The sequence below is a fragment of the Collinsella sp. Sow4_D11 genome (genome assembly GCF_052116465.1).
Taxonomy (GTDB): domain Bacteria; phylum Actinomycetota; class Coriobacteriia; order Coriobacteriales; family Coriobacteriaceae; genus Collinsella.
The window spans coordinates 1-23521 of the sequence record NZ_JBQKLA010000016.1 but is presented as its reverse complement, the minus strand read 5'-3'; the positions used below and the strand labels follow the sequence as shown (position 1 = coordinate 23521).

Here is a 23521-nt window from a genome sequence, read left to right as displayed (position 1 = left end):
GGCTACACCGTGAGGAACATCATCACGATGATCATGGCAAAGCCGATAAGATCGGTCGGCAAAAACACCGTGCCCAGCATAACGGCACTCGTGATGGTCGCCGAAACCGGCTCCACGGTTCCGATCAAGCTCGCACGCACCGAGCCGATGTCCTTGACGCCCTGCATATAGAGCATGTACGCCAAAAACGAGCCCACGACCACAAACACCGCGAGCGCCTCGACGCCGGCGGCATCGAGCGCCGGCATATGGGCCCAAGGCTGCACGATAGTGCAGGTGACGATACCAGCCGTGAGCATGGCTGAGCCCGTAACGATGGGGCTGCCGTATTCGGGCAGAATCTTGGCGGGAATCACCGCCATGCAGGCGGCGCTCACCGCGCACATAAGACCCGCAACCAGGCCAAGCGGCGAGATGCTCAGGCTGGTGGGATCACCGCCGGTAGCGATTAAAAAGGTGCCGCCCAGGGCCAGACCAATGCCGATCGCCTCGCGAGCGCGCGGCATGCGGCGATCGACCACGCAGGTGTAGCCCATGATGATGACCAGCTGCAGGCACTGAAGCACCGTCGCAGTTCCGGCATTGGTCAGACGCACGGCCGAAAGATAGCAGAACTGGTTGAACAGCAGGCCAAAAGCGGTAAAAAGCAGCAGTTGCTTACGGTCGGCAGGCGTGGTCCAGAGCTTGACCAGACGCTCGCGATCGCGCGTGACCACCACGACCATAAAGAGCAGGCCGGCGAGAATCTGGCGCACACTCATAAGCCACAGGGTATCAACGTGATAAGTGTCGAACAGAAAGCTCGCGCTGGTGCCCGAAAAACCCCAAAACGAACCGCCCACCAGCGTGGCCAGAACGCCCGTAATCATCTTGCGCGTCGAGGCACTGTTCAGGCGGTCGCGCCATGCACGGCGGGTGCTGCGGCTGAGCTCATCGGTGCCCTCGGGCACATCAATGTTCGATATATCGGTCATCGGCACCGAAGCCCCTGCGCCTTCGACCTGCTCGACACGCTCTTTGCTCATCCCGCTCCCCCGAAACAGTCTGGAAACAATTCGGCTTACCTTACCACGGCGAAGGCGCCAGCTGGGGGCTTGTCCGCTTATCGGTAGGACAATTCCGCAGACGTCTCTTCCATGGTTCGGCATCGCAACGGCTTTGCATTATGCGATAGCCAAATCGCGGCAGCGAGCTCTTTTAAAATGGGCGCGACAAAGCCCTTTGATTCCACAACGTTAGCGATTTTAAAAAATATTCTTGCCACCGAGTTCAAGCTCCGTTATATTATCCCTTGCGCACTTGCGCACCCTTGATCGGGCGTTTAGCTCAGGGGGAGAGCGCTTCCCTGACACGGAAGAGGTCAGAAGTTCAAATCTTCTAACGCCCACCAAATGTTCGCAGCCCAGAGGCTATGCCTCTGGGCTGTTTTGTTTTATATGCTAAGCCAAAAGGGCGCCGTGGCACCCAAAACCGCTTCGGCAGCCCCAATAACCATCCCAATCGAGGCTGATACCGCCTCTACATAACCGGCAATCATCCCGGCAGACCCCAAGTTGCTTCGGTATCGCCGGCAATTACCCCTGCCACACCCAAAGTCGCCCAGACAACCCCGGCGACCGCCCCAACCAGCCCCAAAATCACCCAAACAGCCTTGGCGACCGCCCCGATCTGGCCTTCGCAAGCCTCGCGGCCACATCCGGACAGCCTTCCCATAACCAGGTCTAATACTTTTCCCGAGAAGTGAACGACCTTATTTGGACCCCCGAAGCATCCACACTTTTTACAGCCAAAACCGCAGGATTCCAATGATAAAACCGCAGGAAATAAGCCACCAAAAGTGTCGATGTTTCGGGGGTCCGTTTTGACTCGTTCACTTCTCGGGAAAAGTATTAGACCTGACAATGAGGCCCTTGGTCCCATGCCCAGCAACCGCCCCTACCAATGTTGACGCGCCTCGATTACGGCCTGCCAAAGCTTAAACCGCTTCGCTTCGACGCGCTTGAGGGCAAAGTATCGCTGCTCCTCGCTCATGGGCTTGTTAAAAATGGGTCGCTTGTTCCGGTGCAGCTTCCGTCGGATGCGTTCGCACAGCCGGATGAGCTTGTCGTAGTCATTTGCCTGCTCAGTCGTCACGGTGAAGTGTGCCACGCCGCTCAACAGCTCCAACTCGTTGCGGCGCTCGGCATCCTTGTAAATCTTCTCGCGTCCGTCATGAATGGCATCGCTGTCGTAATCGACCATCGCGGTCAGCACCTCTGGCAGCAGCCCGGCCTTTACTTTATCCATGCCCACCTCGACTTTAGCCGTAAGCGTTATGTCGGGTGTGCGCTCCAACACGCGAAGCTTGTGATCGCGTCCGTCATTGTATCCATCGCGAATGAAGACCTTCTTGTTAAGTTCGGCCTTGCCCAATGCATACCCGCCGTAGCGCGCAGGCAGCGACATAAACATGCAGAGCCCCGACTCCCTCGGAGAGCGCGACCCCTCGATCACATATGCAAGCAGCGCTTTTGCCTTCGCGATACCCCTCACCTTGGGTGACTTCTCGATATACGCCGCGATGAGCTCCTTAGTCGTGAGCCTGCTATCGCGCATGCCCGCATCCCTGCCTGTTACCCCACCGGGAGCAAGGTTATCCAGCCGGTAATCCGATGTCATCGCATAGCCGGCATAGACGGCCGCTGCCACATCGCCATCGTGCACAGCCTGCAAAAACACCAGCTCGGGAGAGCACACATACGCATCAAGGTCGCCCATCCAGTGGCCCAGCGAGATAAACGAACCCGCCGGGAGCTCGTTGGTGCACAGATGCGTCTTAACATGCTTGCTCTGCCGACGGCCGGCGCGCGACGGCACCAGCAAATCCAGCGTTTCGATCCCCAGGTCATAGCGATCGATAACCTCCTGCGCTTCTTGATCCAAGAGCGCACAGGCACCTGCAATCGACACGACCTCTGGCTCCGAATCCCCAAAGCGGGGGTTCGGCATGTGCGCCAACAGCGCCAATGCGGCGTTATGTGAAACGATAAAGTACCTCATGGCGCGAAGATAGCACGCACGCCGGCGGCGGCTGGCGGTTCTGTTAAGTTTCCGACAAACGACCGGCGGTTTTTTCGCCGAGGTGCGCCAAAGTGTTCATTCGCCGATGCCCAAACCGCAATCCGTCAAGCTTTTGGCAAGGTTGCCGCCCAACTGGCCAAAAGCCGACCATCTACTTGCCAGTTTATCCAAGGCGTAACCAACCAGTCCGCACCGCGGCTTCTCGGCAAAACGCCACAACGTCCACACCCTGCGGTATCCTTGAGCCACTTACACCTGTAGCACCAAGGAGCCACCATGCGCACCGAGCTCGATGTTCCCTTTTCGCGCAAAGAAGAAGCCAAGGCGCTGGGCGCCAAATGGGACCGGACCAAGAAGATCTGGTATGTACCCAGCGGCGTCAACCCCGAACCCTTTGCCGAGTGGCTGCCCGGTGTTGACCGATCCGACCCCTCTGCGCCGTATATATATCTAGTACTGGGCAAGCGCGAATGCTGGAAATGCCACAAAGAGACCTCGGTCGCGGCCTTCGGCATTCCCTATCGAGCCGATGACGGCGAGGGCATCGCCATCGCGCACGCACCCAACAAGGCCGGGCACATTGCCATCGACACGACCAATGCCAACGCGCTCGCCATTGTTCCCGCTATTGGCTGCGTGCCGGGCGAGATCCGCGACTATCTTTCTAAGCGCTGCGGCTACAAGCCCGTAGGCGCGCGAGCCTCCAAAGCCCCATCGCTCGGCAACACGTGCACCAGTTGCGACGCGCTGCAAGGCAGCCGCTATCTGTTCGAAGAACCCACGTCCCCGTTTGCCCTCACTGCCATCAACAAGCTGCCGGCACTGGAGTTTGTGCGCGTCGAAGTTGCCGGCGTCTTTGGCGTTCCGGCCACGCATACCAATTTTGACCAGGCACTCTTTACCTGGGCACGCGACCATCACGCCAAGTTCCACAAGAAGCTCGGTGAGGGGGTTTATTTGTAGAGACGACATCGAGGTATCGAGGAGCAGGGGCTGATTGTTAAATAATCTCGAAACGCTACAGCCCCAGAATATGCTCCAGGTAGCCCTTGTTGAACCAGAACGATTGCTTCGTCATCCAACGCCCGTCGGGCAGTTCGTAAGCATTCCTTGCGATGTCACCGACCTCTGTTCCATCGGCAAACTTGTAAGCCGCTTTTGACGTATGCGGACGAACGTGAACAACTGGATTGTCCGCCATACCGGGCAGATTGTTAGTCACTTTGAGCTTTCCGCTCGCATCCCGATACGGATTGAGCTCAATGCCCTCACGTATAACCTTTCGCGTCTCATCCCAACAAGCTTTCGCAGGGCCTTCGATTTCGTTTTCTCCCATCGCCCAGAACAAACAACGGTCGAGACGCAGCACGCCATCGTGGTCCTCGCGAAACACAACGAAGAAGAAGCGATTGGTCTCAAGGCACGCATGAAAAGGCGACGTCTCCCAGTCTTCCTCGATCAAACGCTTGAACTCAAACGGTGGGAACGACATAGCCTGTTCGATGTGCCCCCTGTTGTTAACTCGAACGGTTCGGACGGATATGCCTGCCTTGACGAATTCCTCGGCAGCATTGTTCTTGATTCCGAGCATACGATAGACGAGCGTTGTCCACTGCGCCTTATTGCCCGTGTACTCCAACCCGTATTGCTCCGCAATCTGGCGATCAGTTTCGCCATAGTGTTGCTCGATAAGTCCAGTTACGTAACTTTCGAAATCGATAGACTTGCCATCGTCCTGAACAATGCTCTCCCCGACTCGCGGAGCACCGAGGACATAAGTGTGGAGCACATAGTCCATATACGAGCGCTTGAGGGAAAAGGCGCGACGCTTTGCGCGATGGTGCTCAATCTCACCCGTATCGGTATTGAAGTACTCATAATACTGGTCCGCCCACATCGTGGCCTCAGTTGCGCCCTTCGTGCAAGCACCCAGATAAGTCGTCATGCCTTCTGAAAGCTCGTCCGCACGGCCATCCTGAATATAAGAAATGATCTTCTCGTAGTCGGCGCGAATGATTTTCATATCCTCTTCGGGCAGTCGAACCATGACCGCACGCTCAATGCGCTGGTCGTATTTGTCGATAGAGCGATCGCGGCCGTAGTAAATCAGCAGGATATTGCTGAGCTTGGTCTTGAGATGCGAGCTGTCGTAGTCGAGCGAAACGGGACGGTCGTAGGGAATCATCGTCAAGACAAGACGTTCACCGGCAGATTTACGACCGTCTTTAAGTACGTCAAAACACGTTGCCTTGAGCTCGACACCGGCCTCGGGAAAGTCCGGCCGGTCGTCGCTGTTGGCCTTGTAGCCAAAGTAACGCTCCTCGATCAGGGTTCCCATACCGCCCTTGTACTTCTTAGACCCAAAGTCCTTGGGCGCGCTCTCCCCCTCCGGAGCAATGCCAAGCTCAAGAATATCGCGAAACGTCATCCCGTCGAGATTGGCAGCATAGCGCTCGATGCTTGAGGGGTCAGAAAAATCAGTATCGTCAAGCATGCGCTTGAAATCGAGGTGCTTCTTGGACATGGCAAATCCTCTCGAAATAAGACACGATCTAATATGTATGCTACTGTAAATTCGGGTTATACCGTGAAGATCCCCTGGGGATCGTCCATTTGCAACCCGATTTCTGTACCCTTGATCTTTGCATTTGCAGCGATTTGGGGGAGTGAGTATGTCAGAGGTCAAAATCGCCGAGCTTTTTGCTGGCGTCGGCGGATTTCGTCTGGGCCTCGAAGGCTATGCCGACCCTCGTTATCCCAATTTCTATATGAAACCGGCCGGCCCCTTCCGCACCATTTGGGCAAATCAGTGGGAACCGCCCGGAACCAAGGCGCGTCAGTTTGCGGCACGTTGTTACATGGACCGCTTTGGCGAAGATTCCGTTGTCAACGAAGATATCAATAAGGTCTTGGAGCAGGCTGAAGCCGGCGAAATTAAAATCCCCGATGTGCAAATGGTCGTCGGTGGCTTTCCCTGCCAAGACTACTCTGTCGCGCGTCCTCTCAATCAGGCGCACGGCATCGAGGGCAAGAAGGGTGTCCTCTGGTGGGACATCTATCACTTCCTCGAGATGAAGGAACCCAAGTTCGGCCTCTTCGAAAACGTCGACCGCCTGCTCAAATCGCCCGCGTCTCAACGCGGTCGCGACTTCGCCATTATCCTAAGCTGTCTTGCCGACCTCGACTACACGGTCGAATGGCGCGTGGTCAACTCTGCCGAATACGGTTTCCCCCAGCGTCGCAAGCGTGTTTATATCTTCTGCGAAAAGGACGCTGGCAGGGTTGATCTCGTTGATCGCATGCACAACGGCGTCATGGCTAAAGCCTTCCCCGCCATCTATCCCGACGAGATGTCCGAGCTCGACGTTTTACCCGACCCCTACGAGAACTCAACTCGTTTTGGCGTCGGCCAAAAGACCTCTCAATTCAAGAATGCCGGCGTCATGCAGGGCTGTCATGTTCTGACCTGCGCCTTTGCCGAAGACTATCACGGTGAGCGCCACGTGCTTGGCGACGTGCTTGTCGACGAGGCTGATGTCCCGGAGCAGTTCTACATCTCCGACGAAAAGCTTCCCGACTGGCGCTACCTTAAGGGCAGCAAGCGCGAAGAGCGCACTAACAAGAAGACAGGCTTTACGTACACGTATTCCGAGGGAGCCATGAGCTTCCCGGATGCCACCGACAAGCCGAGCCGCACCATCCTCACAGGAGAAGGCGGCACGGGAGCGAGCCGCTTCAAGCACGTCATCGAATGTCCCGATGGCCGTTTCCGCCGTCTTGTTCCCGACGAGCTCGATCAGCTTCAGGGATTCCCGAAAGGCTGGACCGATACGGGCATGACTGACGGCCATCGAGCCTTCTGCATGGGCAACGCACTCGTCACCGGCGTGCCCCACCGTATTGGTGAAGCTATGGTCGAAGTGTATGGCCTCTAAGGCAAGCAATCCGGAGCCGGCAGTTCACGCTGTCGACTCCGTTTTTTCCATCCCACTCCCCTGTATACTGATGTAGCACGTGTTTCATCCGGGCTTATTGGGCCGGATTGTTCATGGGAGGGTTTTGTGGCTGCTTCGAATCCGCCTAAGGGAAGCGTTTCTTCTTCGTCCATCAAGCCGGTTACGCGCAAGGCCGTGCGCTGCCAGCGCGAGGTCGCTTGGCTTGTCACGCAGGCGGCGGGCAGGCTTGTGGCGACCACTCAGGACGTCAATGCGCCTACGCCGAGCTTTGTGTTAGCGGCGGCGCTGGATTCTGTGCGCCAATTGGAGCTTGCCGCACAGGATGCCAGCGGCCACCTCGACTACCAGAATGTTATGGCGCCCGACCTGCAGACGTTCTGCCACATGGCCAAGTTGCCCGCCGCGCCCAATGCGCTTTCGGACGCGGGCTACATGTTTACGCTTTCGGGCGCGGACCTTATCCGCGATATCTACGCATACTGCAGCGAGCTCGCCGAGCGCCACGTCTTTGACGCGGCAGAAGTCAAACCGGGATATGCCATCAAGCTGGTTCTTAGGCTGTTCTTGATGGATGGGTTCGGGACTATGCCAGCGTAAGCCGGATTTTTAACTTCGCCGTCGACTGGGCAACAACCGCCTTACCTTAGCGGGCGCCAATCGAGAGTCGATTATTGGGTCACCTCGTCCGCTGGCGCATTTATTCCGCACGCTCCGACAGTCGATACTTGCGGTTGCGACTCGTCGCCGGCGCTGTGGGCTCAAGCTCGCCTTGAGCAATGAGTGTGTTGACGCGCGACCTAACCTGGGAAATTGTGAGCCCTGTGTGCTCCGCCAACTCGCGCGTACCCAGCTCACCGCAACGCTTAAGTGCCGCCACAATTAAGTCACCGCCGTGGTCGACCGGCTCGACCTTTGAGCGATAGAGAACCACTTTGAACCGATCGAATCCCGGGCAGAACAGGGGCTCGGCCAAACCATGAGCACACATGGCGTCGATCATCATCGGAATGCCCGAGCCATTGCCCTCAGCCGGCGAACCTGCGCCATCCGGCAGCGGAACAATCGACATGAGTTTCATGAGCGTCGCGTTGCGGCACCGGGAGCTGCCGTCAAACAAGTTCTCGCGAGTCTTTCCTCCGTATAGGCCGCCAGGATTCGTCACCTCGACACGATCGTCAAAGACGTCGACGGCAATCGATTGTCCACAGAACCGATCCCCGTATTCTCGGTGGATTACGGCGTTGGCGATTGCCTCGCGCAGGACCTCCTCGGGAATCTCCAGCGAGTCGACACGCGAGACGCCTTGGATCGTCGAGGTTCGCCGCAAATTCTTGGCGACTGCCGCGACGGCATCCGAGATCATTTCGCCCAACGTTCCCTCGCAGATCGTACGGTCCATGAACCTCAACGACCCCGCCGCGCCCTTCTGCGTTCCGGCATAGACCGCCACATCGATAAAGAGCTTAGGATAGAACTGCTGAGGATAGGCACCCGCAGCCAGGAGCCCGGCCTTAGTAACTTTGCCCTGGGAGTCGAGGAAATTCAGGCGCTCCAGCTTCGTTTTCTTGTCCGGCGCGCCGCGCATTGCCCGAGGTGTCAGCGAGAAAGCACGCTCTATCGTGCGATCGACCAGTGCCTCGTCAAGATCGCCTGCAACCGCGCCGGGCACTGCATCGCGATCGCTAGGACTCGTCCGCTCGTATGACGACAGTGCCAAAACCTCGGTCGATGAAAGTGGCACGTCTTTGTCATCAATGCGCTTGTAGCTGCCGCCCTGGGCGCCGCGTTCTATTACATAGCAGGGCTTGCTCGACGGGTCGAGCTCCTCAATCGTGATAACGAGAACCACGGTGCCCCGAAGCTCCACGCGCTCAATAGTGTATTTGGGCGGATTGGCCAGTTTTCCGCGACCGCCGGCATCACCCATGCCTGCGACAAATTGGTTGAGCACCTTCTCGGTCTCAAAGTCCTCAACCGGGACAAAGCCCGCGCGCTCGCTCACGCCGAGCACGATAATTCCGCCGGCGGTATTCGCGAATGCGCTAACCGTTTCCCATACGTCGCGAGAAAGCGTCGTGGCGCTCTCCTTGACCTCGACGCTAAGATCGTCCGAGCCCATGCGCCTTAAAGACTCGAGCAGACCGATCAGTTCGTTCTCGTTCATCTGCACGTCCTTTCGCTCGGTCCGGCGGAGAATGCCGCGAATAGATTTCCTTCGTCTCTCAGTTATCTCTCGTAATTATCTCTTGTCTCTCTGTTATCTCTCGTATTAGAGATGAGTGAAAGATGAGAGATAAGATATCTACCATCTGTTTCATTTAAACATGTTTTTGCTGGTAGAACAATCAGTATTGAGACAATACCGTGATTTCTTGTCTCTTTGCTGCTCAGTTATCTCTCATATTCATCTCTCGTCTTTCTGTTATCTCTCGTATTAGAGATGAGTGAGAAATGAGAAATGCATGAGTGATGGACGGTCCGAAAATCCGCGCTCGTGTGTCCGAATATCCACGCTCGCGCGGCGGTCACGCAGGGCCTTCGCCCAATCCGCCGGCATCGTCTCCAGTTCGCCGCAGAGCCGCGGCCCCATATGGGTATACTCACGAGGATTCGACTCGATTCGCCCCCGCTGGGGCGTCAAAGGAGACTGCATATGCCCACCACCTTAACCGACCCGCGCGCCGCTGCCGCCGCGCTGCTGGTGCCCGGCACCACCTGTCACGGCTTTGCCGTCGAGCGCTGCGAGACCGTGCCCGAGCTCGACTCGGACGCCTACGTGCTGCGCCACACCGCCTCGGGCGCTCGCCTGCTGTACCTGGCGTGCGACGACGAAAACAAGGCTTTTGCCATTGGCTTTAAGACGCCGCCGGCCGATTCCACCGGCGTGTTCCATATCCTCGAGCACTCGGTGCTGTGCGGATCGGCCAAGTTTCCCGTCAAGGAGCCGTTCGTCGACCTGATCAAGAGCTCCATGCAGACGTTCCTCAACGCCATGACCTACCCCGACAAAACCATCTACCCCGTTGCCACCACCAACGAGCAGGATCTGTACAACCTGATGGACGTGTACCTGGACGCGGTGTTCAACCCGGCCATCTATACCAAGCCCACCATTTTTGAGCAGGAGGGCTGGCACTACGAGCTGGACCTGCCGAAGGGCGCCGAGGGCGAGGGCAACGGCAGTTCCGCAAGCCTGCGCGAGGGAACGCTACGCTATAACGGCGTGGTTTTCAATGAGATGAAGGGCGCGCTGTCCGACCCCATGAGCGTGCTGGACGATGCCGTCAACGCCGCGCTTTATCCCGACACCGCCTATGCGCACGAGAGCGGCGGCGACCCGCGCGCGATCCCTGCGCTCACCTACGAGCAGTTCCTGGACACGCACGCGCGCCACTACAATCCTTCCAACTCCTACATCACGCTCTACGGCGACCTGAACCTGGACCGTGCACTGGCCTTTTTGGACGAGCGCTATCTGTCGCAGCCGAGTGCCGCGAGCCGCCGCATGGACGCAGCCGTCGCCGCCGGCGAGGACCCGTCCACGCTGGCGCCCAATCCGCTGGTCGTGCAGGCGCCCGTGACCTGCGAGTACAAGCGTGTCGAGATGGCAACCACACCCGAGAACGCCCTGGTGGGCCTGGGTCTTGTGCTGGGCAGCGCGCTCGACCGCAAGCGCACGATCGCGGCGGACATCCTGTTCGAGGCACTGCTGGGTTCCAACGAGGCGCCGGTTAAGAAGGCCATTCTGGCCGCCGGCCTGGGCGGCAACGTGGTGAGCTACACCGCGGCCGAGAGCCTGCAGCCCTACGAGCTCATCATGCTGCAAAACGCTCAGCCCGGCGTGGCGCGCGAGCTGCGCCGCGTGTTCCAGGATGCCTGCCGCCACCTGTGCGAGCACGGCGTTCCGCGCGAGCGCCTGGAGGCCATCATCAGCAGCAACGAATACGACCTGCGCCAGCGCGACTACGGTATCGCCGACGGCGTGGCCATTGCGTGCGACGCGCTGAGCACCTGGCTCTACGATGACGACGCCGCGACGCTGGCGCTCAAATACGGCCCGGTGTACGAGGAGCTGCGCGGCGAGCTGGACGGCAGCTATTTTGAGGACCTGCTGCGCGAGCTCGTGCTGGAAAACGACCACATGGCGCTGGTCGAGCTGGTGCCGGTGGATGCCGCCGAGGGTGCGGAGAGTGCCGAGGCTGCCGAGCTGGCAGCCAAGCGCGATACCATGACCGATGCCGAGCTGGCCGATGTGGTCGAGCGCACGGCTGCGCTGCGCGCCGCGCAGGAGGCGGATGACACGCCCGAGGCCAAGGCCACGCTGCCACGCCTGCGCGTGTCCGACATTGGCGAGGCGCGCCCCGAGCCGCCGCTGGTCGTGGACACGACCGCGCCCATCCCCTGCCTGCGCCACGGCATCCCCACCAACCGCTTGGCCTACGCCATGCAGTATTTCGACCTGAGCTGCGTCGCGTTTGAAGACCTGCCCTATGTGACCCTGCTCTGCCGCCTGTTCAAGCAGTTGCCCACGAGCGAGCACTCGGCCGAGGAGCTCGACAACCTTATCGCCGGCAAGCTGGGCTTTTTGAGCTTTACGACCGAGGTCATGACCCAGCCCGACGTGGACGGCGTGCGCCCCTACCTGCTGGTGAGCGCCGGCGCCCTGTCCGAAAAGATCGATGCGCTGGCAAGCCTGCCGCGCGAGGTGTGGTCGAGCACGCTGTTGTTCGATGCCGACGCCGACCGCGTGCGCGACGTGCTCACGCAGATTCGCATTGGGCTTGAGCAGGGCTTCATTAACAACGGTCACTCGGCGGCGCTCGGTCGCGCGATGAGCTACAGCTCGCCTTCGGCCGTGGTGCGCGAGCAGCTTTCGGGCGTGGACTTCTACCTGTTCCTGCGCGATCTGCTCGACCACTTTGACGAGCGCCTGGACGATCTGCGCGCCAAGCTTGCCGAGCTGGCAGGCCGCATCTTTGTGTCTGATGGCTGTCTGGCGAGCTTTACCGGCAGCGATGAGGACTTTAACACGTACTGGGCCGCCGCGGGCGACCTGGGGTTGGGCGCGAGCGACGGTGCTGTTGCCGGCCGCGACACGCTCGTGGTGCCGACGCCGTGCGACCGCCACGAGGCTTTTGTCATCCCCAGCGACATCTGCTTTGCGGCAAGCGCATGCGACCCGCGTCGCCTGGGCATTGACGTGACGGGCGCCTGGGCGGTTGCCGCCAACGCGCTCTCCTACGACTACCTGTGGAACGAGATCCGCGTGAAGGGCGGGGCGTACGGCTGCGGATTCCGCGCGGCAGGCGAGCGTCAGGCCGCGTTCTACACCTACCGCGACCCGGCAATCGACCCCTCGATTGAGCGCGTGGCGCGCGCAGGCGAATGGCTCGGCAGTTTTGAGCCCGACGTGGCCGCCTTTGAGGGCTTTATCGTGAGCTGCGTGAGCGGCATGGACGCACCGGTGAAGCCGTACGCGCTCACCAAACGCCGCAACACGACCTACTTGGCCGGACTCGATCCGCATGCACGCGAGGAGCGCCGCGCCCAGATGCTCGCCGCCACGCCCGGTAAGCTGCGCTCGCTCGGCGCCGACGTGACGCGCATCGCAGCCGTCTCGCCCACCTGCGTCTTTGGCGGCCGAGACGTCATCGCCAAGAGCAACGCCGGCTTCAACGTCATCGACCTGCTGGGCTAACGCACAGCAAAGGTAGTTTTTTGGGACATGCCTGAAAATCTACCTTTTCTTTTGCCGCTGCTTGGGCGGGGCAGCTCAGCCCGTCACACCAGTTTGTCTAAATCTGTAACATCTAGGCAGCAATATTGGCTCCAGATGTTACAAATCGAGACGTTTTCGGATGACGCCGGCCCTTTGTCTCAATCTGTAACATCTAGGCCCGATTTTGCCGAGTTACTGTTACAGATCGAGACACACCGCCGCGAACACCCACTCTTCGTCAAAACCCACGAAGGTGTCCATGAACTGCTCCCCTTGCGATGGTTTGCGTGGTGGTTTCGTCATTTGACCAGATAAAACCTACCAAAATAAACCTGTCCCTTTTTGGCAGGTTTGAGAGAGGGGCCGGGATGGATAAGGCCGAGTTGCGGCGGGCGGTAATTGCCCGGCGCGACGCTCTAGATTTGGATATGCGGACGGCAAAGTCTGCTGCTGTATGCGCGCGGCTCGTTGAGTTGCTGGGCGTCTCGGGTCCCGTGGCCCCGCGCACCGTTGCCGCCTATGCCGCCATAGGCTCCGAAGTCGACCCTGCCGCGTTTGCCGCAGCGGCCGCAAAACACGGCTGGCGCGTGGCCTATCCGTGCATGTTCTCGGCAGCTGACACCGTGGCTTGTGGCCAGCGCATGTGCATGCGGGCAGTTGCTGCCGGCGATGCGTCCGAGGCCCCGTTTATCGCCCACCCTACGCGGGCCTTCGCAGCCACGGACGTCGACAGCAGCCGTTTTCCTATCGTGCCTGCCGAGGCGCTCGATATGATCGTCGTGCCGCTCGTAGCCTTCGACCACACCGGCGCGCGCCTGGGCTACGGCGGCGGCTGCTACGACCGCTACCTGCCCACGATCTCGCCCGCATGCCAAATCATCGGCATCGCCTTTGACGAGCAGCGTGTCGACCACGTTCCCACCGACACCCACGACCTGCCGCTACCCCACATCATCAGCGCCTAACCGCCGTTGTATCGCACCCGCAAGATGGGCATCCGAAAATCCACGCTCGTCACGCCGCAGCCGCAGCCACAACCGCAACCGCAACCGCGGCCGTAGCCTAGTGCTCCTCGCCGGCGCGGGCCAGGTCGTAGGGCGTGGTCTGGTAGACGTAGTAGTTGAGCCAGTTGGTGTAGAGCAGCTGGGCCTGGCTGCGCCAGACGTTGCGCGGCTCGGCGGTGGGGTCGTCACCTGGGAAGTAATGCGCCGGCACCTGGGGGTTGAGCCCGCGCTTCACGTCGCGCTCGTACTCCAGGCGCAGCGTGTCGGTATCGTACTCGGGATGGCCAAAGACAAAGAAGCGGCGACTGTCGGTCGACTTGACGATGTACAGGCCCACCTCGTCTGATACGGCCACGACCTCAAGCTGCGGCTCGGCCTCCACGTCCTCGCGGCGCACATCGGTATTGCGTGAATGCACGGCATAGAAGCGGTCGTCAAAGCCGCGGACCAGCGGGCTTTGCGGCTTCACCAGATAATGCTCAAACACGCCGCTCGCCTTGGCCGGCAGGTCGCACTTCTGGATACCGTAATGATGGTAGAGCCCTGCCTGTGCGCCCCAGCAAATATGCAGCGTAGAGTGCACGTGCGTGGTGGACCAATCCATGATCTGGCAGAGCTCGGGCCAGTAGTCGACCTCCTCGAACGGCATCTGCTCCACCGGCGCGCCCGTGATGATCAGGCCGTCGTAGTGGATATCGCGGATGTCGTCGAACGTACGGTAGAACGTCTCCAGGTGGCCGGCACTCACGTGCGTGGCCTCGTGCGTCTTGGTGCGTAGCAGGTCCACCTCTACCTGCAGCGGCGTGTTGGAGAGCTTGCGCATGATCTGCGTCTCGGTGGCGATCTTGGTTGGCATGAGGTTGAGGATGAGCACGCGCAGCGGACGGATGTCCTGGTGCAGCGCGCGGTACTCGGTCATGACAAAGATGTTTTCGCTCTCGAGCTGCGCGGCGGCAGGGAGGGCGTCGGGGATGCGAATGGGCATGGATGCTCCTTACGAGTCAGTTGCAGCTATGGTACAACGAGCGGCCCCATCCGCGCGAGTGCATCGCCCCGAGACACCGTCAGCGGCCCAAATCACTCCAAAAGTAGAGATTAAGGCATGTCCCAAAAATCTACGGCGCTTTAGCCTAGCAAAGTGGCAGCAGGACGCTACAATGGTTCGATGCGAAAAACTCGGCCGAAAGGATATGAATATGTACCAGACGCGTAAGATCGGTGTGGTCGGCCAGGGCCACGTAGGAGCACATGTCGCCAACAGCCTGCTCATGCAGGGCATTGCCGATGAGCTGTACCTCTGCGATATCAACGAGGCAAAGGTGACGTCCGAGGTCCAGGACCTGCGCGACTCCCTTTCGTTTGTTCCGTACAACACCAAGATCGTCAACTGCTACGACCACTACGAGGAGCTGGCCTGCTGCGACGTCATCGTCAACGCCGCCGGCAAGGTCGCACTGGCCGCTGGCAACCGCGACGGCGAGCTGTTCTTTACCACCGACGCCGCCCGCACCTTTGCCAAGCGCATCGTCGATGCCGGCTTCGACGGCATCTTCGTGAGCATCTCCAACCCCTGCGACGTCGTGTGCACCGAGCTGTGGCACCTGACCGGCTACGATCCCAAGAAGATCATCGGCTCGGGCTGTGGCCTGGACTCTGCCCGCCTGCGCACCGAGATCTCCAAGAAGGTCGGGGTGAGCCCCAAGTCCATCGACGCCTACATGATCGGCGAGCATGGCTTTAGCCAGCTGGCCGCCTTTAAGGCCGCAACCATCGCCGGCAAGAGCCTCAACGAGCTTCAGGCCGAGAACCCCGACAAGTACGCCTTCGACCACATGGAGGTCGAGGAGCTCGCACGCAAGGGCGGCTATGTGACCTACGCCGGCAAGCAGTGCACCGAGTACGCCGTTGCCAACTCCGCAGCGCGCGTCTGCGCCGCCGTGCTGCACAACGAGCACGCCGTGCTTTCGGCCTCTACGCTTATGACCGGCCAATATGGCGAGGAGGGCATCTTTACCTCCCTGCCGTGCGTGATCGGCGCCGAGGGCGTCGAGGAGGTCTACACGCTCGACCTTTCCGAGCACGAGCTCGAGGGCTTCCACAAGAGCTGTCAGCACATCCGCGACAACATCGCCCAGCTCGACTGGTGGGACGCCGAGGCCTACGACGCCAAGTAGTCCGCCGGTTGATGCGACAACTCACTCATACGGACACAATGTAAAGCGGGCCGCGCCGGAAACCCACCGGCGTGGCCCGCTTTTTGACTCACGCGACACGCTTGCAGATTTAGGTCTAATACTTTTCCCGAGAAGTGAACGAGCAAAAACGAGCCCCCGAAGCATCGGCACTTTGTGGAGACCATTTCCTGCAGTTTCATTAAGATTTTCCTGCTGTTTTGGCGTCAAAAAATGTCGATGCTTCGGGGGTCCAAAATAGGTCGTTCACTTCTCGGGAAAAGTATTTGACTTCGTTTTTCGACAAATAGAAAGGGGCGCCGTGACGCAAACGGGGCCCGCGCTTGGCGAAGGCCCCGTCATGAAAAATCGCGTTCCCCGTTACCTAGTACTGCTCGACGCCCATGTAGCGGCGAACCTCGGGGCTGTGGTCAAATACCTTGCCGCGGGCGGCGCGCAGCTCACAGCTCATCGCATAGAAGAAGATCGGCTCCAGGTACGAACGCACGCTGGCAGGCACCTCGCCCACGCCGTACTCAAGCGCATCGAGCACCATGACCGTATCGGTGTGCGTGTTGAGAAATGCCAGTGCGCGCTCCTCCATGGGGCGGCACTCGCCAGCGCCAAGCTGCACAAAGTAGAACACGCCGGGCTCGGTAGCCTCGAAGGGACCGTGGAAATACTCGCCGGAGTGGATGTAGCAGCAGTGCTGCCACTGCATCTCCATGAGCGAGCAGATGGCCATGGCGTAGGTCTGGCTAAAGTTGGGGCCGGAGCCCAGGATATAGAAGAACTTGTGCTGCTGGCAGAGCTCGGCAAAGCGATCGCCCAACTCGGCGTTGACCTTCTCGCGGGCAGCGGGCAGCAGTGCGTCCATCTGCTTAAGGCCGGCGTACATGTCGGCGAGCGCCTCGTAGCCCTCCTGCTGGTCGAGCAGCTCGGCGGCGATCAGAGCGCCGATGCCCTGCGGAACTTCGGCCTGCGACTCGCCCTTGCCCCACGGGTAAACCCAGGTGGTCCACTTGCCGTTATCGATCTTGGAGCCCGCGTAGTCAGTCATAGTCACGACCTCGGCACCGGCGGCCAGCGCCATCTCGCAGCCGTCGACGACCTCTTGCGTGTTACCGCTGTGGCTACAGGCGATGACGAGTGACTTCGGCCCTAGGCTCTTGGGGGCCATAAGGCAAAACTCGCGCGCCGTGTAGACCGTCGAGGTAAACGTGGTTGCCTCGCGCTTGAGCAGCTCATTGGCCGGCATAAGGTCAATCATCGAACCGCCGCAGGCGATCCAAAAGACATTCTCGATCTTACCCTTGCGCTCGATAATTTCCTGAACCAGATCGTGTGCGTTCACGGTGACATTCCTCCCTGTGTGGCGGCTTTGAGCGACGACAGCTCGTACCTGCGGTCGTTCTATGTTGTCCTATTTATAGCACGCAAGCTGTCGCAGGTGAATTCATTTCACCAAACTTGTTCTGTATTGTTCTATCTATGGACGTTAGATGTCGAACACGTAGCGCGAACCCACGATCTTTTGGCGCCCGAGCAGCAAGGGCCGCTCGTCCGCATCGGTAAAGTACGCCTCCATATAAAAGAGCGGCTCGCCGACCGGCACCTCCAACAGCGGGGCCGTCTGAGCATCGGCGAGCGCGATCTCCACGGTACAGGGATCGGACTTGAGCGGTGCGCGGCCCGAATGCACGGCAACGAGCGCAAAAATCGAATTGTCGGCGAGGTCCTCGTCGGCAAGCTGCTGCAGATAGGGATGGTCGGCCAGCACAAAGGCGTTGTTCTCGAGCATGACGGGCACGCCATCGGCCGTGCGCACGCGCTCGACCACGATGAGCTCGCAGCCGGGTTCCACGCCAAAAAACGCCGCGTCCTCGCGCGTCGCCGCAACCACCGTGCGCGACACCAGGCGCGCTCCGGCCGCCATGTCGTTGGCAGCGCAGGCCTCGGTAAAACTCTGGACGTCGCCTTTCTGGACAATCTTGCGCTTGAGCTTGGGCGCACACACAAACGTGCCCCTCCCCTGCTGACGGTTGAGATATCCCGCGCGCGACAACTCCTCAATGGCGCGACGCACGGTAATGCGCCCCACGCCGTAGGACTTCGCGAGCTCCATCTCGGAAGGAATGCGCGAGCCGGCAGCGTACACGCCGCGCGCGATCTCGCCCTTTAGGTCGTCCATAACCTGCTGGTACAGCGGCACGGCGGACACGTCAGTACGGTCGGTCTTGCTATCGGCTACCATCGTTACGCTCCATCCCGTGCATGCTCGGATTCAAACTCTTCAATCGCCGCCATAAACTGCTCGCCAAAGGCATCGGCTTTTTTCTCGCCAATGCCATTGACCCGGATAAGCTCGTCGCGCGTCTGAGGGCGCAGGCGGCACAGACCGCGCAGGGCCTTATCGGAGAAGACCATGTACGGCGCCATCTCCAGCTCGGTCGAAATCTCCTTGCGGAGTGCCCGCAAGCGCTCGAACAGCTCGGCATCGTCGCCCACGCGCGGGCGCTGATCCAGCTCGGCCTCCTCGCGCAGCAGATCCACCGCACGGCGGGCGCGGGCCGAGACCTTGCGCTTGGATGCACGACGCTTAACGGTAAAGGCAAACGCCTCGTCCTCGACCTCGCCGGCACGCGGGCCCAGCCCAACGACCGGGTACTGTCCCTGTGAGGTTGCCAAATAACCGCGGCCGCACAGCTGCCCGATGATGTCCTTGATGCGCCCGACCGACTCGCTCGACAGCTCACCGTAGCCGCGGTCCTCGTCCAGATGCATCTGGCGAATGCGCTCGGTGTTGCCGCCGTGGAGCACGTCGGCGATCAGCGACTTGCCAAAACGCATGGGACGCGTAGCCACATAGCGCACGGCGGCGCGGGCCATATCGGTGACGTCCTCGACCTCGAACTGCGTGAGGCAGTTGCTGCAGTTGCCGCAGCCCTCGGCGTCGTCCGTGGCGGCACCGCTAGCACCGGCCGCGGCGGCATGCTCGGCCGCAGCCTCGTCGCCAAAGTAGCGCAGCATGTATTCGCGCAGGCAGCCGGTGGTATTGCAGTAGCCCTCCATCTGGCTGAGCAGGCGGTATCGATTCTGGAGCGCCCACGCGCGTTGCTCGTCATCGAGCGCCTCGTCGGCAGCATCGCCGCGGTCGATCAAAAAGCGACGCATGCGAAAATCATTGCCGTTCCACAGCAAATGGCAGCTGGCTGGGTCGCCATCGCGGCCGGCGCGGCCCGCCTCCTGGTAGTACGCCTCGATGCTCTCGGGCACGTTGTTGTGAATCACGTAGCGCACGTTGGGCTTGTCAATACCCATGCCAAAGGCGTTGGTGGCAACCATTACCTGGATATCGTCGTCGATAAAGGCGCGCTGGCTTTGCCGGCGGGCGTCGTTGCCCATGCCGGCATGGTAGCGGCCAACGCGAATGCCGCTGGAGCCCAGCGCCTCGGCAAGCTCGCTTGCCAGCGCATCGACGGTCTTGCGAGTCGAGCAATACACGATGCCGCTTTCGCTCGAATGTGCGATCACATAGTCGCGCACCCACGCGGCCTTGGCCTTGTCGCCCATCTCCTCGCAGCCAAAGTAGAGGTTCCTGCGATCGAAGCCCGTCACCACCGTCGCGGGGTTTTGCAGGCCGAGCATCTGCTGAATGTCCGCGCGCACGCGCTCGGTCGCCGTAGCGGTAAAGGCCGCCACGATGGGGCGCTGCGGCAGGGAATCGATGAACTCGCGAATCTGCAGGTAGGCGGGACGGAAATCCTGGCCCCACTGGCTTACGCAGTGGGCCTCGTCAATGGCCACGAGCGGCACGCCAATGCCGGCGGCGGCCGCGACCTCCCGCGCAAAAGCTAAAAAGCGCGGCTCGAGCAGACGCTCGGGCGCCACGTACATAAGCTGGTAGCGGCCCTCGCGCGCCCGCTTGAGCACGGTGTTTTGCTGGGCCGGAGTAAGACTGGAGTTGAGATAGCTGGGTCGCGCACCCGCCGCGAGCAATGCGCGAGTCTGATCCTCCATAAGCGACAGCAGCGGACTCACCACAAAGGTGATACCGGGCAGCATGAGCGCGGGCACCTGGTAGCAAATGGACTTGCCGGCGCCCGTGGGCATAACGCCCAGCGCATCGCGGCCGGCAAGGATCGCATCGACCATGCGGTCCTGCCCCGGGCGAAACGAGGTGTAGCCAAAATAGGCGCCGAGCGTATCGAGCGCCATCTGCTGCATGCTATCGGTCATGGTTTCCTAACGTCCAAGTCATCTGCCGCCGATTATACGCCGCCACGCGGACCGATGCCGCACGGCTGCCGGCCACGGGCAATGTAATCCGATGGGAACGAGCGTGGATAATCTCCCACTTTGAGCCCGTCACCAAGCAAATAACGGGAGATTATCCACTCTCATTTTTTGGTGAAGGACAGCTAATTTGGGACGGGGCTATTTTGACTACTTTTACATGCAAAGTAGTCAAAATAGCCCCGTCCCAAATTAGCTGCCCGAATCAAGGCAACGCCGATGTTTTGGCAACGCCAGCGAACGCCCGTCATTTGAGCCAAGGTGCCGTGAAATGAAAAGGCGCTGACCTTCTGGTCGCGCCTTTGAAATTGAACGTCAGATTGCCGCTTAGGGGCGTTTGCAGCGTCGACCGGTCCGCCGTTCGCTAGAACGGCGGAACCAAAGGCGTAGCGTCAAGCCGTTACACGGTTTGGTAAAACCGCGTAACTTATATGACCATGACGTAGCGGCTGCCCACGTAGTACTGCTTGCCGAGCAAAACCGGCTCGCCATTGGGACCGGTAAAGCCGGCACGCAGGTTGAGCAGCGGATCGTGCGGAGCGATGCCCAGCTCGGCCGCCTGCTCGGCATTGGCGCGAACGGCCTCGACCGTGCGGTAGCCAACCGAGGCAATCGGCGTTCCACCAACACGCTCGACCTCGGCAAAAATCGACTTGTCCTCAAGATCGGCCGTCAACAGCTCACGGTAGGCGTCAAAGGGCACAAAGATGTTCTCCTCAAAGATGGGCTCGCCGTCGGCCGTACGCACGCGCTTGATATGCAGCAGCAGCGCATCCTTCTGCAGGCCAAAGAACTCCATCTCGTTTTGGCGCGCCGGAACGATCTGGCGATCGATTACATGCGCGCCGGCCTTCATGCCATTGTCGGCACACAGCGCGGTAAACGTCTGCAGCATCGAGGCATGAAACTGGCGGTTGATGTGCGGCGTGGAGACAAACGTGCCACGGCCTTGCTGTTTAACCAGATAGCCATCGGAACACAGCTCCTCTACGGCGCGGCGCACCGTAATACGGCTCACCTCGTACTGCTCGGCAAGCTCAAGCTCGGACGGGATACGCTCCTTGGGTGCATAAACACCCTTCTCGATCGAATCCTTGATTTCGTCGTAAATCTGCTGGTACAGCGGCGCATTTTTGGGTGCAGGCATATCTAATCACTCTTATCGAAATATCGGAATAACAAATACGTATATAACGTCTAGTTTTATGTTACCTCATAACGATAAAACGATACACCCTCCCTACCAAAAAGGGACAGGATTGAGCAGAGCCGGCAAAATACCAAATACCTTACTTGCCGTCGTCCTGCTGCAGGCTGTCCTGTTCGCTGATGCGCACCTGCCTGCTGGCCATGCGTGCGGGCTTGTCGGGATCGGGAACGGCCGTGGGCATGGGTTCGTCGACATGACCGCCCCACCAACCGCCCACAAAGTTGAGCGTGTGGAACACGTTGATCACGGCGCCGGGATCAACCTCGCATACCAGCCTGATAATGTCCTGGCTCTCGTAGGTCGAGACAACGGTGTGCAGCAGGTACATCTTCTCGCGGCTGTATCCGCCGACGACCTCGGCGCAGCTAATGCCGTGCTGAAAATGGTTTACGTAGGCAGTCATGACCTCGTCTGCCTTGCGCGTCGTGATCTGCAGCGTCACACGATCGTAGCGATGATAGAAACTGTCGATGGTCTTGGTCGAAATAAACTGAAACACAATGGAATACGCCGCCTTGTCCCAGCCAAACATAAAACCAAAGATTGCCAGGATAAAGCAGTTAAAGCCAAAGATGACGCCCCAGATGGTCTTGCCCGTGTGGTTGGAAACCCACAGCGCGATAAAGTCGGTGCCGCCGGTGGATGCGCCGGACTTAAGCGCGATGGCAGCACCCAGGCCCGAGACCACGCCGCCAAAAATGATGAGCATGATCTTGTCGCCCAAAAATGGAGCGAAGTGAAAAACGTTGAGGAACAGCGACGAGAGCACGACCTGCATCATCGAGAAGATGACGAAGCGCTTGCTAATGCCGCTCCAGCATAGGAGCGCCACGGGGATGTTGAGTGCGAGCATACCGAGCGAAATGTCGATGTGAACGCCGCCTAGCGAGGTAACGCGATCGAGAAGGACCGCGACGCCGGTAAGACCACTCGGAAGCAGGTCAGCGGGCCAAATGAACGCCTGGATCAGGAATGTCTGGAGAACGGCAGAGACCGTGACTGCCACGGCAGTAATGGCACGGCGGACGATGGTGAGGCGGCCGAGTACGAGCACTCGGTCCGTGAGCTGATCGATGGCATCCGCCACGCAGGCTCCTTTCGAAGGCAGATATAGTTGTGGGGCATGCCCGCGATTGTAGCATGGAGCGTGCGGGGGCGCCTCAATTCACCCTCTCTCGACAACCATCAGAAGGACCGTGAGGCCGCTCAAATCAAAACCACCCCTAAAAGGGGTGGTTTGCTCTTAGGGTATAACCCTTGGATTTCCGGCACGCGTCTAAAGGCGCCGGCCCTCACGGGGTTCGGGCCGCACTGCAGATTGACCCGTGGCGGGCCGGTCAAACCGGCGCTATTTACGCCCCGGCCCCCTGCCGAAGGGGTCCTCGTACTCCTTGACGCTCAGCCGGTCGAGCGCGATGTCGGCCTTCTCCTGCTCCCGGATGTACTTCGCGATCGTGGCCTCGTTCAGGCCGACGGTGGACACGTAGTAGCCCTCGGCCCAGAACCTCCTGTTGCCGAACTTGTACTTCATGTTCGCGTGCCTGTCGAATATCATCAGCGAGCTCTTCCCCTTCAGGTAGCCCATCACGCTCGACACGCTGTACTTCGGCGGTATCGCCAGCAGCATGTGGACGTGGTCGGGCATCAGGTGCCCCTCGATGATCTCTATCCCCTTGTACTGGCAGAGCTTCCTGAAGGGTTGATTTCCGATCTCAGCCGAACACATTGAGCTGATGGCTCGCTCCCGCAGTCAACCGAACGCCCCCGCGGCCCCTCTCGGGCCCCGGGGGCGCCATTTTCCCAGTTGAAGGAATGGTGGAGATGTGTTTCGATGGGTCCGGTGGCCATGCTCCGCCCGCCGCCCGGCACCTCTTCCCAGACTCAGCCGGACGGTCGGTCCGTCTATTCCGTTTTTCTCCTAGGCTAGGCCAGCGGGGCATCGCCCCTCTCTGCGCGCGCCCTCTCGATGAGCCCCGGCGTCAGGTCGAGGTCGACGAGCGGCACGTCCCCCACGCCGTAGGCGTCCAGCAGCGCCGCCGCGTCCTCCCCGAGCATCGCCCTGAAGGCGCGCGCGGGCGTCGCGAAGCCGAGCGCGCCGCGGGGCT

At 60.0% G+C, this 23521-nt stretch carries 16 protein-coding genes, 1 tRNA gene and 2 pseudogenes; 7 read left to right on the top strand and 12 right to left on the bottom strand.

Annotation, left to right across the window (positions count from 1 at the left end; translation table 11 throughout):
- Positions 1-2: 2 nt before the first annotated feature.
- Positions 3-1025, bottom strand: a complete 1023-nt coding sequence (locus ACTQ40_RS07580; RefSeq protein WP_441563712.1) for a DMT family transporter — start codon at positions 1023-1025, stop codon at positions 3-5.
- A gap of 290 nt (positions 1026-1315) precedes the next feature.
- Between ACTQ40_RS07580 and ACTQ40_RS07575 the strand changes: the two genes are divergently transcribed.
- Positions 1316-1390, top strand: a tRNA-Val gene (locus tag ACTQ40_RS07575).
- Positions 1391-1935: 545 nt separating this feature from the next.
- Here ACTQ40_RS07575 and ACTQ40_RS07570 read toward each other — a convergent pair.
- Complete coding sequence (locus tag ACTQ40_RS07570) at positions 1936-3039, bottom strand: hypothetical protein (RefSeq protein WP_441563710.1); 1104 nt, start codon at positions 3037-3039, stop codon at positions 1936-1938.
- A 297-nt stretch (positions 3040-3336) separates the two neighbouring features.
- Between ACTQ40_RS07570 and ACTQ40_RS07565 the strand changes: the two genes are divergently transcribed.
- Positions 3337-4023 carry a DUF5710 domain-containing protein gene (locus tag ACTQ40_RS07565; protein ID WP_441563709.1) on the top strand — a complete coding sequence of 229 codons (687 nt, stop codon included), beginning with the start codon at positions 3337-3339 and terminating at the stop codon, positions 4021-4023.
- A gap of 55 nt (positions 4024-4078) precedes the next feature.
- Here the strand turns inward: ACTQ40_RS07565 and ACTQ40_RS07560 are convergent, their stop codons facing one another.
- Positions 4079-5584: a Sau3AI family type II restriction endonuclease gene (locus tag ACTQ40_RS07560; RefSeq protein ID WP_441563708.1), complete on the bottom strand. Its 1506-nt coding sequence runs from the start codon at positions 5582-5584 to the stop codon at positions 4079-4081.
- Between the two features lie 148 nt (positions 5585-5732).
- On the opposite strand from ACTQ40_RS07560, the gene dcm reads away from it, so the two are divergent.
- Positions 5733-6995 (top strand): DNA (cytosine-5-)-methyltransferase, encoded by a 1263-nt coding sequence (gene dcm / locus ACTQ40_RS07555; protein WP_441535745.1) that lies wholly within the window; start codon positions 5733-5735, stop codon positions 6993-6995.
- Positions 6996-7121: 126 nt separating this feature from the next.
- Positions 7122-7613: a hypothetical protein gene (locus tag ACTQ40_RS07550; protein WP_441535746.1), complete on the top strand. Its 492-nt coding sequence runs from the start codon at positions 7122-7124 to the stop codon at positions 7611-7613.
- A 100-nt stretch (positions 7614-7713) separates the two neighbouring features.
- On the opposite strand, the gene ACTQ40_RS07545 is transcribed toward ACTQ40_RS07550, so the two are convergent.
- Entirely contained in the window at positions 7714-9180 is a 1467-nt protein-coding gene (locus ACTQ40_RS07545; protein WP_441535747.1) for an ATP-binding protein, read from the bottom strand.
- A gap of 489 nt (positions 9181-9669) precedes the next feature.
- Between ACTQ40_RS07545 and ACTQ40_RS07540 the strand changes: the two genes are divergently transcribed.
- Positions 9670-12714: an insulinase family protein gene (locus ACTQ40_RS07540; protein WP_441563706.1), complete on the top strand. Its 3045-nt coding sequence runs from the start codon at positions 9670-9672 to the stop codon at positions 12712-12714.
- A 389-nt stretch (positions 12715-13103) separates the two neighbouring features.
- Positions 13104-13700 carry a 5-formyltetrahydrofolate cyclo-ligase gene (locus tag ACTQ40_RS07535; protein WP_441563705.1) on the top strand — a complete coding sequence of 199 codons (597 nt, stop codon included), beginning with the start codon at positions 13104-13106 and terminating at the stop codon, positions 13698-13700.
- A 97-nt stretch (positions 13701-13797) separates the two neighbouring features.
- Here the strand turns inward: ACTQ40_RS07535 and metA are convergent, their stop codons facing one another.
- Positions 13798-14724, bottom strand: coding sequence for a homoserine O-acetyltransferase MetA (metA, locus tag ACTQ40_RS07530; RefSeq protein WP_427719472.1), 927 nt, complete (start codon positions 14722-14724; stop codon positions 13798-13800).
- 211 nt (positions 14725-14935) lie between these two features.
- Between metA and ACTQ40_RS07525 the strand changes: the two genes are divergently transcribed.
- On the top strand, positions 14936-15913 hold the full coding sequence (locus tag ACTQ40_RS07525) for an L-lactate dehydrogenase (protein ID WP_152067319.1): 978 nt from the start codon (positions 14936-14938) through the stop codon (positions 15911-15913).
- 382 nt (positions 15914-16295) lie between these two features.
- On the opposite strand, the gene ACTQ40_RS07520 is transcribed toward ACTQ40_RS07525, so the two are convergent.
- The 7 genes and pseudogenes from ACTQ40_RS07520 to ACTQ40_RS07490 all read right to left on the bottom strand — a co-directional run.
- On the bottom strand, positions 16296-17264 hold the full coding sequence (locus tag ACTQ40_RS07520; protein ID WP_152067318.1) for an SIS domain-containing protein: 969 nt from the start codon (positions 17262-17264) through the stop codon (positions 16296-16298).
- A 144-nt stretch (positions 17265-17408) separates the two neighbouring features.
- Positions 17409-18164 carry a GntR family transcriptional regulator gene (locus ACTQ40_RS07515; RefSeq protein WP_152067317.1) on the bottom strand — a complete coding sequence of 252 codons (756 nt, stop codon included), beginning with the start codon at positions 18162-18164 and terminating at the stop codon, positions 17409-17411.
- 2 nt (positions 18165-18166) lie between these two features.
- The gene (locus ACTQ40_RS07510; protein ID WP_441563704.1) at positions 18167-20149 is read right to left on the bottom strand and encodes a RecQ family ATP-dependent DNA helicase; all 1983 of its coding nucleotides are present in this window, start codon (positions 20147-20149) and stop codon (positions 18167-18169) included.
- A 484-nt stretch (positions 20150-20633) separates the two neighbouring features.
- The gene (locus ACTQ40_RS07505; protein ID WP_427719478.1) at positions 20634-21353 is read right to left on the bottom strand and encodes a GntR family transcriptional regulator; all 720 of its coding nucleotides are present in this window, start codon (positions 21351-21353) and stop codon (positions 20634-20636) included.
- A 142-nt stretch (positions 21354-21495) separates the two neighbouring features.
- Positions 21496-22503 (bottom strand): YitT family protein, encoded by a 1008-nt coding sequence (locus tag ACTQ40_RS07500; RefSeq protein WP_441563702.1) that lies wholly within the window; start codon positions 22501-22503, stop codon positions 21496-21498.
- 261 nt (positions 22504-22764) lie between these two features.
- Positions 22765-23109 (bottom strand): annotated as a pseudogene (gene tnpA / locus ACTQ40_RS07495) (IS200/IS605 family transposase); the annotation flags it as partial.
- 230 nt (positions 23110-23339) lie between these two features.
- Positions 23340-23521: pseudogene (locus ACTQ40_RS07490) on the bottom strand (IS30 family transposase); the annotation flags it as partial.

What these genes read in the sequence shown, in the direction of transcription:
- ACTQ40_RS07510 (WP_441563704.1), bottom strand. Translation starts at nt 20,149, where the DNA reads ATGACCGATAGCATGCAGCAGATGGCGCTCGATACGCTCGGCGCCTAT.
- dcm (WP_441535745.1), top strand. Translation starts at nt 5,733, where the DNA reads ATGTCAGAGGTCAAAATCGCCGAGCTTTTTGCTGGCGTCGGCGGATTT.
- ACTQ40_RS07535 (WP_441563705.1), top strand. Translation starts at nt 13,104, where the DNA reads ATGGATAAGGCCGAGTTGCGGCGGGCGGTAATTGCCCGGCGCGACGCT.
- ACTQ40_RS07540 (WP_441563706.1), top strand. Translation starts at nt 9,670, where the DNA reads ATGCCCACCACCTTAACCGACCCGCGCGCCGCTGCCGCCGCGCTGCTG.
- ACTQ40_RS07505 (WP_427719478.1), bottom strand. Translation starts at nt 21,353, where the DNA reads ATGCCTGCACCCAAAAATGCGCCGCTGTACCAGCAGATTTACGACGAA.
- metA (WP_427719472.1), bottom strand. Translation starts at nt 14,724, where the DNA reads ATGCCCATTCGCATCCCCGACGCCCTCCCTGCCGCCGCGCAGCTCGAG.
- ACTQ40_RS07580 (WP_441563712.1), bottom strand. Translation starts at nt 1,025, where the DNA reads ATGAGCAAAGAGCGTGTCGAGCAGGTCGAAGGCGCAGGGGCTTCGGTG.
- ACTQ40_RS07515 (WP_152067317.1), bottom strand. Translation starts at nt 18,164, where the DNA reads ATGGTAGCCGATAGCAAGACCGACCGTACTGACGTGTCCGCCGTGCCG.
- ACTQ40_RS07560 (WP_441563708.1), bottom strand. Translation starts at nt 5,584, where the DNA reads ATGTCCAAGAAGCACCTCGATTTCAAGCGCATGCTTGACGATACTGAT.
- ACTQ40_RS07565 (WP_441563709.1), top strand. Translation starts at nt 3,337, where the DNA reads ATGCGCACCGAGCTCGATGTTCCCTTTTCGCGCAAAGAAGAAGCCAAG.
- ACTQ40_RS07545 (WP_441535747.1), bottom strand. Translation starts at nt 9,180, where the DNA reads ATGAACGAGAACGAACTGATCGGTCTGCTCGAGTCTTTAAGGCGCATG.
- ACTQ40_RS07525 (WP_152067319.1), top strand. Translation starts at nt 14,936, where the DNA reads ATGTACCAGACGCGTAAGATCGGTGTGGTCGGCCAGGGCCACGTAGGA.
- ACTQ40_RS07570 (WP_441563710.1), bottom strand. Translation starts at nt 3,039, where the DNA reads ATGAGGTACTTTATCGTTTCACATAACGCCGCATTGGCGCTGTTGGCG.